Here is a 17,494-nt window from a genome sequence, read left to right as displayed (position 1 = left end):
CAAAACGTTTACGCGTTTTGTTTGCTTTTTTAGTGTTGAAAGGCTTGAAAGGTAGTAATGATTACGTACATCATCCCCGATGCAATAATCGGACCAGCTGCAATTCCTTTTAAAAAAACGACGCCAAGAATCGTTCCAAAAACTAAGGCCACCGTAATCTCAGGCGATTGATTAATTAAACCTACTCCTTTTGAGGATAAAACAGCCACCAGAATTCCACAAAATATCCCCAGCCATCCCATCGGTGTTTTGAATGATTGGATTAAATCCTTTAAGCCAATTTGTCCTGTAGCAATCGGGACTAAAATGGTAATTGAAATAATTGTGACGCCTAAATTAATGCCTTTATCTGACAACCACGACATGATTTTCGCACTATTTGGTAAAGCTTTTAAAGCAAGCACAACAACTGACGCAATTAATAAACTTTGATTTTTTGCAACAAACGCAATCAAGGCAATCAGTAGTAAAAAAAGCCAACTCTCCACTGGTTGTCCTCCTTTCTGATTTGGTTCTTTCGTTAACCAAACTTTCTTGTCTTTCCTATTTTAGCAAAGAACCTCTTTAATTACCATTCAGCTTCAGTAATTATTGTCTTTTTCACCCGAATCTTGCTTAGAAAAAACGAGTTAAAAATTAATTTTTTCTCATAACAAGCCTTTTTCTCTTTGAAAAATTATTTTATGAAGTATACTAATATTAACTATAAAGTAGTTTACTTGCATTTATACTGGATATTCGATATCCTATTTAAGGCTCTTCAATTGAGCGAGCATCACAAAAGACATTTTAGTAGCAATTCTTGGGGAAGTAGTGCTACTAAGATGTCTTTCCTTTTTTTATTTTTACTAACAATATACGTTTCTTATATTAAAATTCACAATTCTTTATAAATAAAAGCGCCTGCCCCACAGTTGTCTGGACTGTAGGGCAGGCGCTTTTCAAGTCATTTAAATACGCTTTAGTTTTCTTTCAAATGATAAACACTTGGACTTGGGTTAAGAAAACCTGCTTCTAAAATTTCGATGTTAGTTAATGCTTGCTCTTTAGTTACTAGTTGCGGTGCGCCATTTTTCAACGTTTCATAGACGGCATCATAATAACGACCGTAATCACCTACAGGCGTTTTAATTTGTTTTTTAATCCAGTCGCCATTGCCATTACGGTAGGTCACTTCTCCATAATACATTGGTGAATCTTCTCCAAAGCCTGGTGCATCCGGCATGATTCCGGCTTTTAAATCATTTTCTTGTTGATCTTCGCCATATTTGATGAACGAGCCATTGCTGCCATGAACAATAAAACGTGGATACGGACTAGCGACAGAATGATTCGTTTTAACTTTTACTTTTAATTTTGAACCATAATGTAAATCAACGTCAAAATAATTATCGACTGCCTCGCTCACTTCATTATTACGAATATCATAAGTGACTTGATCTGGACGCCCGAAAAGAGCAATCATGCGATCCATTAAATGAATGCCTAGTCCGTAAAACGAACCATTTTCTTTAGGTCCTTGTTCCGTGATACTTCCTGGTCGATAATAATCAATATGTGTTTCCACTTCATTGATTTCTCCTAAAAAGCCTTGCTCTACTACTTGCTTCATCGCTAGGTAATCGCCGTCGAAACGTCGATTTTGATAAGGCATCACTACTACCCCTTTTTCTTGCCCTAAAGCAAATAATTCCTCTGCATGTTCTAACGTATCACAAAATGGTTTTTCCACAATCACTGATTTACCAGCTAAAATGGCTTGTTTGGCTAAATCATAATGTGTATGCGCAGGTGTACAGATTGTGATCAATTCAATTTCTGGATCCGTCAATAATTCATTAAGGTCAGCGGTAAAATTTACGCCTTTTTCTTTAAAGGGCGCTGCTGCTTTTTCATTAACATGTAAATCGAAAATCGTTTTCACTTCTAGTGTTTCTCGAATCATTACGTAAGGTAAATGGTAACGATTGGCACTTTTACCAAATCCAATAAACCCCATTTTTACTGTCATATTTTCCACACTCTTTTCTTATAATTAGATAAGTCCATTTGTTTCAATGACTTTTTGATACCAATAATAACTGTCTTTCGGGATTCTTTCTAAGGAACCTTTTTGTGTTTCATCTTGATCCACATAGACAAAACCATAACGCTTTTGATAGCCGTTGAGCCACGACAGTAAATCGGTGTAACTCCATGTACAATAACCAATAACTGAAACACCATCCGTAATCGCCTCTTGAATCGCTTGGATATGGCTTCGCAAATAATCAATGCGATACGTATCATGAATTTGTTTATCTTCTGTTAAGGTATCATATTCGCCTAACCCATTTTCAGTAATTAAAATAGGGACTTGATAGCGACTAGCTAATCGTCGTAAGGCAATTCTCAAACCTTGCGGGTCAATGGCCCAATCCCAGTTCGTCCGTTCAACATATGGATTATTTACTTTTTTAAATAAACCCGGTACCCCAGATTCCGTTTCAGAACCCTTTTCACCCGTTGTATTCATCTTCCCTATTCCGACGCCATCTAATGGATTAGCAGCAACCGTATCCGTCCGATAATAATTAATACCTAGAAAATCAGGTTTGGCTGAACGTAGTAACGCTAAATCGCCCTCTTTTATCGTTGGGGCCACACCTTGCTCCTGTAAGTAATTTAATGCGGCAATTGGGTATTCTCCCCAAAGATAGACATCTAACCAAAAATGCGACAACAAATCTTCTGCATTTTCTGCCGCCAAAACATTGGCAGGATGCGCATCAACGGCATAAACAGGCGTATAAGCAAAGCTAGGGCCAATTTTGCCAGGCATTTCTAATTCATGAAACGCATTAATCACTGCTGCATTGGCTAAATTAGCAATATGATTGGCCTCATACATCCGTTTATTATCTGTTACGCCGGGAGGATGCACGGCTAATTGATAACCTAACGAAGTAAACACATTTTGTTCATTTAAACTAATCCAATAGCGAACTTTGCCACGGAAAGCGTCAAATAAAATTTTCGCATAGGCCACAAAATCATCAATAATTTTTCTTGATTCCCAGCCACCATATTCTTTTTGCAAAACAGCTGGCAAATCCCAATGATACAAAGTTACCATTGGTTCAATTCCTGCCGCTAATAACTCATCAATTAAATCTGAATAAAATTTCAGTCCCGCTTGATTTACTTGACCACGCCCTTCAGGTAAAATTCGTGTCCATGCAATCGAGAAACGATATGCTTTTAAACCTTGTTGTTTCATTAAAGCCACATCTTCTTTGAAACGATGATAATGATCGACGGCTAAATCGCCAGTTGTCTCTTTGAACGTTTTTCCTGGTAGCCGAACAAATTCATCCCAAACAGATGCGCCTTTGCCGTCTTCATTCCAAGCACCTTCTACTTGATAAGCTGCCGAAGCTGAGCCCCATAAAAAATCTTGCGGAAATGCTTTTAGTTGGTGATGTTCCATTGTCATTCCTCCCTCTTTTCTGTGCTGCCCTTTTATTGTAAAAGGTTTTCACAAAAAGTACCAATCAGATCAATAAGTTCTTCTGTTTACTTTTAAAACTATATAGTTTTAAAAAGAATAAGTCAACTACTTTTATTTAAGCACTTGATTATTAAGTGGTTACGGTAAAAATAAATATATAGTTTTAACACGTTAAATTCATGGTATAATGAGAGAAATACTGGTGATAAAGGAGGACTCTGATGCGGACAAATACACGTTATAAAGAAATTTATGCAGCTATAAAACAGGATATTGAAGCAGGTGTTTATCCAATTAATCAAAAGTTACCCCAAGGTCGTCTTCTTGCAGAAAAATATCAAGTCAGCGAACTAACCATTACAAAAGCCTTACATTTGCTTGTGCAAGAAGGTTATGTTGTCAGACGACGTGGCTCGGGCAGCTTTGTTCAAGACTTTCAAAATCGAACCATTACTAAATTTTCTCCGTTAACCGGCACTTACTCAACCTACGATGGAAAAGTTGAATCCGTGGTTTTAGGCTTTGCAACAGAAGTACCTGAGCCTTGGGTGACTGAAAAATTAAGTATTACAGAAGAAGAGTTAGTCTACAAAATTATTCGCTTACGGATTATCGAAGATGTGCCCTCAATTATTGAATATACTTGGATGCCCGTTGCCCTAATTCCGAACTTGACAATGAAAGAATTGAAAGTCTCCATTTATCAATATATTTCGGAACAATTGCATCAAAAAATTCAAAGTGCGCGGGTCAGCATTTCTGGGATCCGTCCTTCTGCGTTGGAAAAAAAATATTTAAACTTAACCGATAATGATTTCCTGATGCGTGCAGAACAAATTGCTTACCTAGGCAATGGACATATTTTTGAATACTCAATTGCGAATCATATTCCTAGTGAATTCACTTTTGAAACTGTCTTAATTGCAGAAAAATAGAAAACTTTTATGTTGCCATTTCTCATTTCTAACAAAACGATCTCTTTACTTTGAGCCAATACTTTTTGTTAGAAATGTTTTTCTGCTAGTTAAAAATATTTTTCAAATTATATTTCCAAACATGAATTTTGATAAAAGTATTGCTATTTACTAGAACTACGATTAAAATATTGCTTGTAGCACTCTTTTTTATATAGATACAAGCAATTTGTTTTTTACATAGTCAATCAACCAAAGTGAGGACTTTATATGAGGAAACCCTACATTTTAATGAGCTTACTCGTTCTAAGTACCTTATTAAGTGCTTGTTCAACTGTAAGTGGCAACCCAGCAAGTCAAAGTGCGCCCGCACCTGATGAAGTGTTGGCGACAAGTATTGGGACGTATGAAAATCGAACATTGTTGGTTCCAGATGGGCGTTTAGCCTTAACTGCCTTGCATAAAGGAAAAGATTATCAAGGCAAACCAATGTTTTATGTCCTGTTTGAATTAACCAATACAACCGAAAAAACACAAAATATTCAGCTAATGATTCAAAGTTTTATGGAAGTTAGTCAAACTGTCCACGGAAAAGCCCAAAATTTACAATATGCAGTCTTAACAGATTCACCTTTCCAAGACAAATTAGATCGTTTAGCAGATGAAATCAATCCTGGTGAAACAATCCAAGGCGCTTACCCGTATGAATTTATTAATGAGAATAAGCCGGTCCATTTTAAATTTAGAGATCGCCTTCTCAGTCTGGATGAACCCATTGCATCAGAAGAAATTACCATTACAGAAAAAAGTTTGGTCCGCTAGCTTAGCTAGCATTGGACCAAACTTTTTATTTATTATTCAGACGGAAAAGATTCTCCTTCTATAAAACGTGTGTAAATGTGTTCGCTCTCAGCAGGTTCTCCCCGCATTAAATGAATAATTTTCTCTGCAGCCACCATGCCCCATCGATGTTTAGAATAGGCAATTGTTGCTAATCGCGGTTGCACAAACGCACCTAGTTCAGAATTATCAAAACCAATAATCCGAATGTCTTTCCCCATTTGGTAATTTGTTTCTGCAACATATTTATAGACACCGATCGCCATTTCATCATTAAAAGCAAAAACATCGACTGGTTCTGTCTGTGGTTGACTCAAAATTTTTTTAGCAGCCGCATAACCAGAAGGTTCGGTAAAATCGCCTTGGATAATTTCATAAGGTATCCCAAAACGAGTTAATTCTCGTGTACTAACAGCCAATCGTTCTTGGCTATCATAACCTTTTTCTGGTCCAGAAAGCAGAAGAACTTTTTTTGAACCCACATTGACAAATTGCTCAATTGCCTGCGTGGCACCGCCACGATTATCCAAGAGAACTTGCCGGATATTCCTATGCTCAGTGGTTCGATCAAGGACAACGATCGAATGGCCTCGTTCAGCAAACTTTTCAATTTCTTTTGTTGGAAATGTCCAATCTAAAATAATTGCCCCATCCACCATTTTTTCAGGAATGAAAAGATGTGACTTTTTACCGCTGCAGACAATCATCTCATAATCAAACAGTGCTAAGCCTTTCTTAATTCCCTCCAACAATTCACCATAAAAACTACCGCCATAATCGGCCAAATAGACACCAATAATATTGGTTTGACGACGTTTTAATGTGCGAGCGGCCATGTTAGGAACATAGTTTAGCTCTTCAGCAATTGCTTGGATGCGCGTTCGTGTTTCTTCAGTTACCTTTGAACTACCATTCAATGCGTAAGAAACGGTCGAGATTGATACGCCTGCTTTTTTTGCAATATCTTTAATTCCTACCATGGACTACTCTCCTTTCTAATGGTAAATTTCAATAACACTTGCTTCATTTAATAATGAAAGCACCTCGTCTTTTTGAACTTCTATTCCCCCTTCTCGATAAGGGTTTTCTTCAAACTTAAACGGAACTTCTTGACCATCGATAACTATTTTCGCTGACTGATTTGGATAAAATTTATATGTGACAGGTTTATCAAACAATTGGTAAGTTAGTGTTAAACCAGACAATTTTTCTGGTAACATGGGATCAAAAACCACACTTTGGGCCTTTTGCCGAATCCCTAAAACAGCTGTAATTAATTGATTTAAATAAATTCCCGGCCCGCTTGAATAAATTCGCCAACCACCTTTTACCCCAATACTTCCATCTTTTAGTTTACCAAAATTTTCTTGTGATTCATACCTTGTTTTAAAATCGCCATCGGAACTACTAAAATAGGCATTGGCTTGACGTAACTCTGCATTGTGAACCACTTCTTTTAATTGAACTGGATTGATTTGCATTAATGCTTGCCAGGTTTTGTCTCGCTGACCAATTTTCGCCATCGCTTCTGTATAGCGAATGTGCGCATGAACATACTGTAAGCCAATTTCGCGACCAAAATTAGCCGCTTGTTCTGCTCGTTTAAAATTAGTGCTCACACCGCCTCGATAGTTCGCTGGTTTGTTCATTAAGCGCACGCCATCAGGAAACGTTAATTCTTTTTCAATAATTTCTAAATGATGACTTACTTGTTCCGGTGTTAATAATTCAGCTAACATACTACGAGTCATTGGCAATAATCGATATTGAATCCCTGTTTTTTGGTCATTTGGGTGAATCATTTGTTCAAAAGTTTCTGGCGTTTCCATATAAATAAACCCTGGAATCGTTTCATCTGCCAACATATATTTTTGAAAATCGTTCTTTATTCCTGCGACTAAAATTGCTAAGTGCTGACTATAAGTAGCATCGATTTCCGTAATTAAAGCCGCAAATTTTTTCAACACTTGATACGTTAAGGCAACGGTCCAACTACTAGCCATTTGCTCTTTAAGACGATTATCATAAGGTTGTAACGTGTCATCCCAATCGCCGTCGCCATAACAAGATAGAAAAGTTTCTGGTAAAAAATGTTGTTCAATATAATTTATTTCTTTTTTCAAATGTTCAAATAAAGATGCTGTTTCTTTTGTTTTGTGATTATCTTTGCGACTTGTATAAGGGATTTCCGTAGCTAAGATTGAATAATCTGCGGTTTGTTCCAAATAATCAGTCACTACTTTCAATGGCCAGACGATAATATCGCCATGGCTTTCACTGGCTTTTTGTTCTTCGTATCGGTCAAACATAAACCATTGCGGCCAGTTGCCATCGTCCTCAAATTGATTTTCAAATAGATGCTGAATAATGGAGGCCACGATCTTAGGCTGTTGCGTCGCAAAGAAAAATTCTGTCGGTCCTTGCGACACATCTCGTGTGCCCCAAGCTGCTCCACCATACTGTTCTAAGCCATGTGGCGACAAATAATGAACGAGCATATTATGAGTATACCAACGAGTTAATTGATTCATTTGCTGCACACTTGAGTCTGTGTGTGTTAACTCAAAATGATGTAACAAGCCATTAATGAATGCCAAATATTGACTTTCTGCTTTTTCAAAATCTAATGGTGTATTGACTAATGATTGGTCCTCTATACTGCCCGTAATAAGTAGTGAAAATTTTTGGGTCTTTTCGATTGCCAAGACTAATAATTCTGCTTCAGCTCCACCAAATAATGTGCTATCGGTTACTTGAAATGATTTATCAACTGTCAATGCATAGGTTAGTTCTGGGTAATAATTTTCTGTGGCAGAATGATTTCCCGTCACTCGAAGCGTTTTGCCAGTTTGTTCTAATTGATAGGTTGGTACTTCTTCCGGTCCTAATAACAAATGGTTAGAAACAGCCCACATATATGCATCCTTTTGACTGGTCACTTCCAATTGAATCACTCTTGAATCAGGCGAAGTGAAGGTGCGTACACGAATTGTATCCTTTGGCAACTTATAATACCACGTAGCAGAGTTCAACCCCATTTCAAAAGCAGAAGGCATTGTTAGTAAGCGCCATAAGCCATTCTCTAAAATGTAGATTCGTTGACCAGAGCGTTTCATAACGTTTAAAGCGTTTCGGCTATTACTCATTAATTTGTTCATGGTCGTATTTCCTAAAACTACTTGTGAATTGAAAATGCCATACATATACACTGTCGTACTAAGCAAAGGTTCGTCAACCGTTAAGCCTTTACCACTTAATAAAATGTGGCCATGCGCTCTTTCCATGGCAATTTCTTTTTCTTGAAGAACAACATGATGGTAATTTTCCGTGAAAAAGGAATACGTCTGACCTGCTACTTTTTCAATTTGTGTCTGAAGGGGATAAAGTGCAGCCAACTCTTCTTCTGTTAATGGATTTCCTGTGATAGGTTCTCCTAAAAGTTTCGTAGGATAGTCCTGTGTTTCTTCTAGTGAATCGAATGTCACAGTTTCATAAATAGCTTGTAAGTCTTCTTTCGATAAAAAAGGTTCAGCTAATGCTTGCGGATGTGTTTCTGTTACCGCACCATAAAAAACAAATTCCTTACTTTCATTCGTTAATTGGACGGCTTCCGTTTGTAAAGCGGTGTAAGCAAATTCATATTGATAGACTTCATTTGCTAAATATCTTTTCCCCAATGCTTCTGGTGTGTTTGTTTGTTTAAATGAACGTCCGAAAAATTGATAGCCGTCCGTTGAGTAGCCTGCTAATTTTTGAAAACTCCCTTGAATAAGGGCTGGAAACTTCTCATTTTGCGGTTGATTTTGTCTTGATAAAACAACAAGATCTTCGCCCTCTTGCCAAATGTGATGATCAAGATACTGCGACACATACGCTTCATTTGACTGAACGGCTCCTTTTGTCGCTAAGCCAATATCTTGACCATAAACAATATCTACTAAGCCAGTTCCAGTGACATTAACCCGCCAGAACCATTGATTGCTTGGCCCCAAACGAAAGTCAACCTGGTAACGAACCGCTTCAAATTCACCCCGCCATGTCAATTGATTATCTGAAAGATAAAAATCACTTTGACTGTTGGAACCAATCATTGGTCGATAATTAATTGTGTCCCCTGTAATTATCCGCAAATAGAGTTGGTTCATACTGCCGTCTAAAGGATTACCTTCTAATTGATTAATCATCATGCCATAGCTATTCAATTCTTTTAAATCACCTGTCTCTAGAAATGTAGCAACTGTGTCTGCTTGCTTAAGCTTCTTTATCTGCATAACTTATCCTTCCCATCTTATTCATTTAACGTGACTGTTGCGGTTTGTACATCGCGACTATTTCCACCAATCATTACGATAAATTCACCTGCATCACTGGTTACCTGATTGTCTGAATGAACATAGCGCACCATATCCTCTGAAAGAAGAAACTGAACTTCTTTTTCTTCCTTTGGTTCCAGCCAAACTTTTTGAAAATCTTTTAACTCTTTAATTGGGCGAACCACTTGTCCCACCAAATCACGTACATAAAATTGCACGGTTTCCTCTCCAGCGATTGGACTGTCATTTCTTACTAAAACAGAGACCGTGACTGGTTGTTCTTTGGTAAATGTTAATGCACTTAGTTGAATTGGTTGATAAGAGAAATGACTATAACTTAAGCCAAATCCAAAGGGATATTTAGCGTAATTAGAGACATCTAAATATTTAGAAACATATTTTTCTTCTGGTGCTGACTCATAAGGACGCCCAGTATTGTCGACATTGTAAAAAATTGGCACTTGACCAACCGTTTCTGGAAACGACATACTTAAGCGACCACTTGGATTGTACTGTCCCCACAAAATTTCTGCTAGCGCATTGCCCCCTTCTGTTCCAGGTTGCCAAGCTTGCACAATTCCTTTTGCAACATCTATCCCTTGCAAATCTAAGGGCCGGCCACTGTAGACCGTGACAACAACATTGGGATTTTTCTCAATAATTTGTGCAACTACCGCTAATTGTTTTTCGGGTAGACGAATATCACTGCGACTGGCAGCTTCCCCACTCATCCAATCTGTTTCGCCTAGTGCCACTACTACTTTATCTGCTTGACTAGCTAACGTTAAAGCCTCTTCAATGGCCGCCGCGGTCGGTTCAAAGTAATCAAAGGGTTCTTGGGCAACTAGAAGATTTGTGGTTAATTTTTGGGCCCCAGCCACGAGGGAAATGGTTTCTTCTTTCTTTCCTTGCCATGACCAGGCCCCTAAAATATCTTGTGATTGGGCCCCTGGGCCGACAAGCGCGATTTTTTCTTGCGGTGTAAAAGGCAAAATATTTTCATTTTTTAAAAGAACCATTGATTTTTGAGCAATCTTTTTAGCTATTTCTCGATGTTCTTTGCTTAAAATCACTTCTGCTTCCGCTTGTTCATCCGCACCACGATAGGGATTTTCAAATAAGCCTAGCTCATTTTTTAGTTTTAAAATTCGCATAACTGCTTCATCAATAAGTGTTTCAGCAATCCGGCCTTCTTCAAGTAATTCTTTTAAATAATCTGGATAACACGTGGTCATCATTTCAATATCTACACCAGCTTTGATAGCCAATTCTGCTGCCTCTTTTTCATCTTTGGCAACGCCATGAGGAATTAATTCTTTAATCGCTCCCCAGTCTGAAATCACAACTCCTTCAAACCCAAATTCATTTCGTAATACGTCTCTAAACAGCCATTGGTTGCCTGTAGCAGGAATCCCATCCACTGTATTAAAGGACGTCATGACAAGTTTTGCACCCGCATCTAATCCAGCTTTATAGCCAGGTAAATACATTTCTCTTAGCTGCCGTTCAGACATATCTACCGTATTATAATCCCGACCAGCTAAGGCACCACCATATGCCGCAAAGTGCTTCACGCACGCGGCTACTCGCCAATTGTCTTCTTTTAAATTTTCTCCTTGGTAACCTCTAACCATTGCAGCAGCTAAGCGGCTGTTGAGTAATGGATCTTCACCTGTTGACTCCATGACACGTCCCCAACGTGGATCGCGCACTAAATCAACCATTGGTGAAAAGGTTACATGTAATCCTGAAACAGCAGCTTCTTTTGCTGAAATCTCCGCCATTTTTTCAACCGCTGCTTCATCCCAAGTGCTTCCTAAAGCCAAAGGAATCGGAAAGATGGTTCTGAAACCATGAATAATATCCGCCATTAAAAGTGTTGGAATATTTAATCGATGATTTTGCATATATTCTTTTTGAACACGTTTTGCTTCGTTTGCACCGGAAACACCTAGTGTTGTCCCCGCCGTATCAATCGTTTCTTGACTTAGTCCTAGCTCTGACATAGGGCCGGTCTTTTCTTCTGCTTTATCTGAATAAAACGCTGCTGCTAATTGTAATAATTGATTAATTTTCTCATCAATTGTCATTTCTTCGACTAATTGAATCAGTTGATTTTCTTTCATACTCTCACCTTTCTTCAATACATACTTCTGCTTCTAAAGGAAAATGGTCGGAGGGAAAACGTCCATCGATACTATCTGTTAAACTTGCGGTTTGCTGTACTTGCCAACCTTTTACATAAATATAATCAATTTCTTCTAATTCCGCCCAAGGTTTTGTGTAAGTAAAATTTTGAAATGTTCCTCTTGGGCCATAATGAGTAGCTAAATTTTTGCTATCTTGAAATTTTTTTTGAACAAGTTGATGCACCGCTTCCCCCGACTCTGCATTAAAATCGCCCATTAATAAAGTTGGATACTGTGCAATTTTGTCATGTAACTCCTCTAAGATAACGGTCATTCCTGCTAAACGAGCATGAGCTGAAATATGATCCAAATGAACATTGATGACTAAAAAAGGCGTATTTTGAGTCGTTTCCTTAAATAGTCCCCACAAAGCAATTCTTGGACAGCCAGCTTCAGGATGGATACTTGGCTGCTGAGGTGTTTCAGATAACCAAAAATACCCTGTATCAATAGTCTGAACTTTTTGTTCGTTATAGAGAATCGCTAGTCCTTCTCCTTGACCATCCCCTTCTCTTTCCGCAGAAAGACAGGTGAATGTTGTATACGCCTTTAAATCCCTGACTTGATTCGGTCGTACTTCTTGAATACAACAAAGGCTCCAATCATGAAAATTGATTAACTGACAAACAGCCTCTTTACGAAAAAACCATTGCCAATCTTGGTCATACTCTGTATCTACCCGGACATTATACGTAGCTATTTTCATTTTTAACCTCCTGCAATAGTTGTTGAATTTGACGCATTTCACGACGGATCTGAGTTGTTTCACCGCCACCATGGCCTTTTTTCCAATACACTCTGACTGCTTTTCTTGCCTTTATCTGATGATAAGAAGGGAAAAAATCTTTCATTGGACATATCGGATCGTGACTCCCAACAGAAGCAAAGACTGGATTTTTAATTTGCGAAACAAAGTGGCGACTATCAAAATAAGGAAGAACCGCGGCAATTTTTTCATGCGCTTGAGGATGCTCTTGTAAGTACTGATGAATAATTTGATACGAACCCGTTCCTTCTGCTACTCGATTTTCTAAACAAGAATGACTTGGAACATCTGCAAAAGTAGCTAAAATCGGGAAGTCGACTAAACTGTTCACCATTAACACTACGCCACCCCCTTGGGAACCACCACGAAGAATGATTTGGTCCTGATTAATTTCAGTAAAGGTCCGCACCACTTCTACGCTACGTAAATGGTCGGCAAACAAGCGGCGTTGGTACCAATCTTCTTTGTCTAGAAATCCTCGTCCCATTGGTGCTTCATGCCAAATTGTTTGATATGGCACGCGATCTTTGGTTAATCCCCCTTGACCTCGATTATCAATGACAAAACAAGCACAACCAATTTGTGTCCAATGAGCAAATTGCCAAGGTTCTTGAATATGATTCATATAGCCTAAACAGTCAATCACTATTGGCTGTTTCCCCGCCGTTTTAGGAAGTAACAAATAGCCAAAGATGCGCTCACCTAGGAAACTTAAAAAGTCGACCTGTTCCACTTGAACATTTTCCAATGGATAGTCAATGACCCGCCGATGGATATCTAGCGGTATTTTTTGAAGTTCTTCCTTAGTCTTTTCCCAAAACTCAAAATACTCATTCATGTTCCACACCTAACACTTTCTGAAAAAACGCAACTTGAAGAAAAGCCGTTGTCCCGAATCCTAACGCAATATATAAAAACAAATTAAGCTTATAGAAAAAAACAAACGTTAAAAGAGGTAAAATAAACAAAATAATCGCATTTGCACTATTACTTAAGACCACATAAACCGTCTCACCTAGTGTCTTTTTAACGGACCAATTAAAAACGGAAAAGAGAAAAAGAAAACTCGTCAAAAATAATGCAACAAAACTTAATAGAAAAATAGCTAAGAAACCTAAACTAGTGGCTATTTTAAATAAACTTGTTACGACAATACCGCCCAGTAAAAAAGCAACGAACAAGACACCTGTTAAAATAAAACCTCGCATGATGTTATTTTTTAATGCTGTCCAAAACGTTCGCAAAACAGGAATATCTTTTTCACGATACAAACGATAGATCGTTCGATAAAACGCAATTAAGCCGACACCGCTAAAGATGCCTGTTATACAGGTAATTAAAAAGAGAAAATTAATAATGATCAAGTTGGCAATAAAAGAAAAAATCCGATAATACCAACCTTCATATGCAAATAGCTTATTCATATTAAAAGAGAAAAGCGGATTTCTCGTTGCTTTATCCGCTTTTCTCTCCTCCTCTCTTACTTAAGTTTGTCTCTGTTTTCCGCCATTTTCTCAGATTTTATTTTTTCAATTGCATCCCATTTATTTGATTTTAAGAATGCTTTGTAGTCTTCTAAAGATTTGTCAAAGGCTTTATCATCTTTCGCACGAATCATTGAAATAACGGTTGTATTTAGTTTGGTTTCAATCGCTTCATTCGCCCGAGCTTCCGGCGTTCCTGCATCTGGATTAATATTTTCAATTACGAAATGTGGGACTAATTTTCCTTTGCCCCATTCTTGCATTTGCGTTAAAGCACTTTCCATTGGCACTTTTAGTTTATTGACACGGTCGTTGTTAAAGTATAGGAAACGACTAATGCCATATTTTTTGTTGTAGGCATCATTGTCTGTTTGTTCTAATTTTTTCACTTCTGGTAAATAATCAATTTTTCCTTGATCATTGTACGCATAAGTAACTCCTTCAACGCCATATTTTGTTAAAATTTGTCCCGGTTCATCAATTAAATATGTGAATAGTTGAGTGACTTTCGCTGGATCTTTCGCATCTTTCGTAATGTAATTACTTAACCAACCTGAAATGCCGGTTTGATTTAATGTTGGTTTTCGGCCAGAAGTGCTACTTGGTCCATCAATGGCTATATAACGTGTGCCAGATTTTTTCATAAATTCTGTGAAGTTCCCACCTTGACCACTGGTTCCAGCAACGAGCATGGTTGCATAATTTCCTTGTTTCACTTTTTCATCAAACGTTGCCCCATCATCTGTGAAGCTATCATCACTAATATTGCCTGCTCGGTAAACATCATTAAATGTTTTTAACCATTCTAAATATTCTTTATCTAAATTTCGATCATAGTATTTACCATTTTTATCCTCTAAAGGAACACCTAAGAAGTCTTGTAATTTGTCTAAAAATGGTCCTGCACCATCGCCCACTGTGGTGAAGCCCATTGGGGTCATCTCAGGATATTTTTCTTTAATCTGTTGCATGACTTTTTCAAAATTTTCTGGTGTTGAAACGTCTGGCTTGCCTAATGCATTATAGACATCTTCACGAATAACAAAATTATCATTTACTGGGATATTTCCACTTTCATAATCCGCTTTTGTATTAGAGTAATTAGGGTAACCATATGTTTTTCCATCCTCTAAGGCATACCATTTAAACGTATCTTGGTTAACAACTTTCATTAAATAGGGGTCATATTTTTTAGCTAAATCGTTTAAAGAATAGGCCCAAGAATCTGCTTTCAATGCTGCTTGTCCAGTTTTTTCAGTTAATGTCACAATATCAGGCATATCTCCACTTGAAATCATGGCATTTAATTTTGAATCATCGCCGGAAATAAATTCAATATCCACATTTAAGTCTTTTTTAATCTGCGCAGTGGTCACGTCTTTTCCAAAAGGCAATGCCGTCCAATCTGAGTTAATATACCATTTAATCTTGGTCGGTTCTTTCTTCTTATCTAACTTCCAAGCAGGCGTCTTTTCATCTAATTCATACCGATCCTTAATTGAGACATCTGAGCTAGCTTTCTTTTCCCCACCGCTACATGCCGCTAAACTAACGACCGCCGTTGCCACCAATAAACCGCCTAAAACTTTTTTCATATTGTTCCCTACTTTCTTTATTCTTTTACTGCACCGGCCATCATACCGCCGATAAAGTGTTTTTGTAGTAATGGATAAATGATTAAAATTGGTATCGTTGTAATGACAATTGTTGCCAGCTGAACACCACGTGTCGTTGCCTGCACCACCATATCTGTACTGCCGCTCTCTGTCATGGTACTCAAGTTGGATTGAACAATAATTTCATAAATTTTCATCTGCAATGGATACAGATATTCTTTGGTAATATATAATTTCGTGGTCATAAAGTCATTCCATTGACCAACCCCATTAAATAAAATGATGGTGGCTAATGCCGGTTTTGTTAAAGGTAAAAAGATTTTATAAAAAATTTGAAACTCACTGGCGCCGTCTATTTTGGCGGATTCTTCTAAAGATGGTGGAATTTCTCGGAAAAAGTTCATTAAGATAACTACATCATAATAGCTAAATAAAGCTGGAATGATATATACCCAGAAGGTATCTAAGAGTCCTAATGACTTAATCAAAAGATACGTGGGAATCATGCCCCCACCAAAGTACATTGTAATAACACCCATCGTTGTATAAATGTTACGCCCGACTAGTCTAGATTTACTAAGTCCATAGGCGACAATCGCACAGAACAGTGTATGCGTCGACGCACCGATGACTGTTTTTAAAACAGAAATCAAAAACGCTCGCGGAATGCTACTATCCGAAAAAACTTTCCGATAATTTTCTAGCGTAAATCCTTTCGGCCATAAAACCAAGCCTTTACCGGCTAAACCCGAACTTGACGAAACTGAGGAAACTAAAATATTCCAAATTGGCACGATAATTAATAAAGAAAACAACACAAGAATTAACGTATTGAAAAAGTAAAACCATTTGTTTTCTTTTGATTTTCTTTTAATCACAGCTGTTGCCTCCTTTATAAAATAACCGACCGACCATTGTTCATTTTTCTAGTAATGCGATCTGTAATGACTAATAAAACAATTGAAATAACAGAAATCCCTAAACCAACTGCCGTCGCATAAGAAAAGTCCCCTTGCGTTAGCCCCATACGATAAACAAATGAATTAATTACTTCTGATTTGTTTTGGTTTTGAGCATTCATTAAAACCAACGTTTGATCTAAGTTCGATCCCAATAAACCGCTAACATTTAGAATTAAGTTCAACGAAATAATCGGCGCTAATAAGGGCAAAGTAATCGTTCGGATTTGTGTTAATTTTGAAGCACCATCAATTCTCGCTGCTTCATAAAACGTTGGATCAATGCGAGACATGCCAGCAAGATAGAGAATCGTGCCCCAACCTACTTCTTTCCACAAATCAGAAAGAACAGCAATCCACCAATACTTATCAGGATCTAACAAATGATTGACGCCCTGATTCATTAAGCCTAACGACATCATGACTTGGTTGATAAAGCCATTTGTTGAAAGCCACGAAATCAACATCCCGCCTAAAACGATCCAAGAAAAAAAGTGCGGAATATAAGAAATTGTCTGAATCACTTTTTTTAAATGTCCATCTCTCATTTCAAAAATCATTACCGCTAAGATAATCGGAATAGCGAATCCTAAAAAAAGTTTCATTAAACTAATCGCTAAGGTATTACGAACTGCTTCCCAAAAAAAACTATCTTCCATAATGATTCGAAAATTTTCAAGTCCAACCCATGGTGCAGAAGAAACCGTATCAACAATCGTATAATTTTTAAAAGCAATGATAATTCCATAAATTGGAATGTAGTTAAAGACAATCATGAATGCTACACCCGGAAGTACCATCCAATGCAATTGCCGCTGATCATAAAACTTTTTTAGTTTTTTCATAAGCAGGGTTCCTTTCTTTTTAGTGAAACGTTTCTACAAACAGATTATACATTCACTTCAAACGGTTGTAAACCCTTA

The 17,494-nt window shown here is 37.6% G+C and carries 14 protein-coding genes; 2 read left to right on the top strand and 12 right to left on the bottom strand.

What is annotated here, in order from left to right:
* Positions 1-29: 29 nt before the first annotated feature.
* The 3 genes from IGK27_RS05185 to IGK27_RS05175 all read right to left on the bottom strand — a co-directional run bounded on the left by IGK27_RS05185 (position 30) and on the right by IGK27_RS05175 (position 3,469).
* The gene (locus IGK27_RS05185) at positions 30-488 is read right to left on the bottom strand and encodes a DUF441 domain-containing protein (RefSeq protein ID WP_002363780.1); all 459 of its coding nucleotides are present in this window, start codon (positions 486-488) and stop codon (positions 30-32) included.
* Between the two features lie 473 nt (positions 489-961).
* Entirely contained in the window at positions 962-2,011 is a 1,050-nt protein-coding gene (locus tag IGK27_RS05180; protein WP_002386658.1) for an oxidoreductase, read from the bottom strand.
* 24 nt (positions 2,012-2,035) lie between these two features.
* Complete coding sequence (locus tag IGK27_RS05175; protein WP_002366531.1) at positions 2,036-3,469, bottom strand: glycoside hydrolase family 1 protein; 1,434 nt, start codon at positions 3,467-3,469, stop codon at positions 2,036-2,038.
* A 242-nt stretch (positions 3,470-3,711) separates the two neighbouring features.
* Between IGK27_RS05175 and IGK27_RS05170 the strand changes: the two genes are divergently transcribed.
* Both IGK27_RS05170 and IGK27_RS05165 read left to right on the top strand, forming a co-directional pair.
* Positions 3,712-4,425, top strand: coding sequence for a GntR family transcriptional regulator (locus IGK27_RS05170; RefSeq protein WP_002366529.1), 714 nt, complete (start codon positions 3,712-3,714; stop codon positions 4,423-4,425).
* Positions 4,426-4,695: 270 nt separating this feature from the next.
* On the top strand, positions 4,696-5,226 hold the full coding sequence (locus IGK27_RS05165; protein WP_002395822.1) for a DUF5067 domain-containing protein: 531 nt from the start codon (positions 4,696-4,698) through the stop codon (positions 5,224-5,226).
* Positions 5,227-5,258: 32 nt separating this feature from the next.
* On the opposite strand, the gene IGK27_RS05160 is transcribed toward IGK27_RS05165, so the two are convergent.
* The 9 genes from IGK27_RS05160 to IGK27_RS05120 are packed head-to-tail and all read right to left on the bottom strand — an operon-like array spanning position 5,259 to position 17,416.
* On the bottom strand, positions 5,259-6,224 hold the full coding sequence (locus tag IGK27_RS05160) for a LacI family DNA-binding transcriptional regulator (RefSeq protein WP_002360522.1): 966 nt from the start codon (positions 6,222-6,224) through the stop codon (positions 5,259-5,261).
* 15 nt (positions 6,225-6,239) lie between these two features.
* A complete protein-coding gene (locus IGK27_RS05155) occupies positions 6,240-9,515 on the bottom strand; it encodes a GH36-type glycosyl hydrolase domain-containing protein (protein ID WP_033626347.1) in 3,276 nt (1,091 codons plus the stop codon).
* A 17-nt stretch (positions 9,516-9,532) separates the two neighbouring features.
* Positions 9,533-11,683, bottom strand: coding sequence for a glycoside hydrolase family 3 N-terminal domain-containing protein (locus IGK27_RS05150; RefSeq protein ID WP_010818353.1), 2,151 nt, complete (start codon positions 11,681-11,683; stop codon positions 9,533-9,535).
* A 4-nt stretch (positions 11,684-11,687) separates the two neighbouring features.
* A complete protein-coding gene (locus tag IGK27_RS05145; protein WP_430596434.1) occupies positions 11,688-12,452 on the bottom strand; it encodes an endonuclease/exonuclease/phosphatase family protein in 765 nt (254 codons plus the stop codon).
* The gene (locus IGK27_RS05140) at positions 12,433-13,350 is read right to left on the bottom strand and encodes an acetylxylan esterase (protein WP_002385975.1); all 918 of its coding nucleotides are present in this window, start codon (positions 13,348-13,350) and stop codon (positions 12,433-12,435) included. The genes IGK27_RS05145 and IGK27_RS05140 overlap by 20 nt, the downstream gene beginning before the upstream one ends.
* Positions 13,343-13,936 (bottom strand): DUF624 domain-containing protein, encoded by a 594-nt coding sequence (locus IGK27_RS05135; RefSeq protein ID WP_033626346.1) that lies wholly within the window; start codon positions 13,934-13,936, stop codon positions 13,343-13,345. The genes IGK27_RS05140 and IGK27_RS05135 overlap by 8 nt, the downstream gene beginning before the upstream one ends.
* 56 nt (positions 13,937-13,992) lie before the next feature.
* Positions 13,993-15,591 (bottom strand): ABC transporter substrate-binding protein, encoded by a 1,599-nt coding sequence (locus tag IGK27_RS05130; RefSeq protein WP_002357899.1) that lies wholly within the window; start codon positions 15,589-15,591, stop codon positions 13,993-13,995.
* Between the two features lie 17 nt (positions 15,592-15,608).
* A complete protein-coding gene (locus IGK27_RS05125; RefSeq protein ID WP_002357901.1) occupies positions 15,609-16,490 on the bottom strand; it encodes a carbohydrate ABC transporter permease in 882 nt (293 codons plus the stop codon).
* A gap of 14 nt (positions 16,491-16,504) precedes the next feature.
* On the bottom strand, positions 16,505-17,416 hold the full coding sequence (locus tag IGK27_RS05120) for an ABC transporter permease (RefSeq protein WP_002382199.1): 912 nt from the start codon (positions 17,414-17,416) through the stop codon (positions 16,505-16,507).
* Positions 17,417-17,494: the final 78 nt, after the last annotated feature.

Source organism: Enterococcus sp. DIV0236 (genome assembly GCF_050558525.1).
Taxonomy (GTDB): domain Bacteria; phylum Bacillota; class Bacilli; order Lactobacillales; family Enterococcaceae; genus Enterococcus; species Enterococcus faecalis.
The sequence above is the reverse complement of the archived record's forward strand: the minus strand, read 5'-3'. Positions and strand labels throughout refer to the sequence as shown.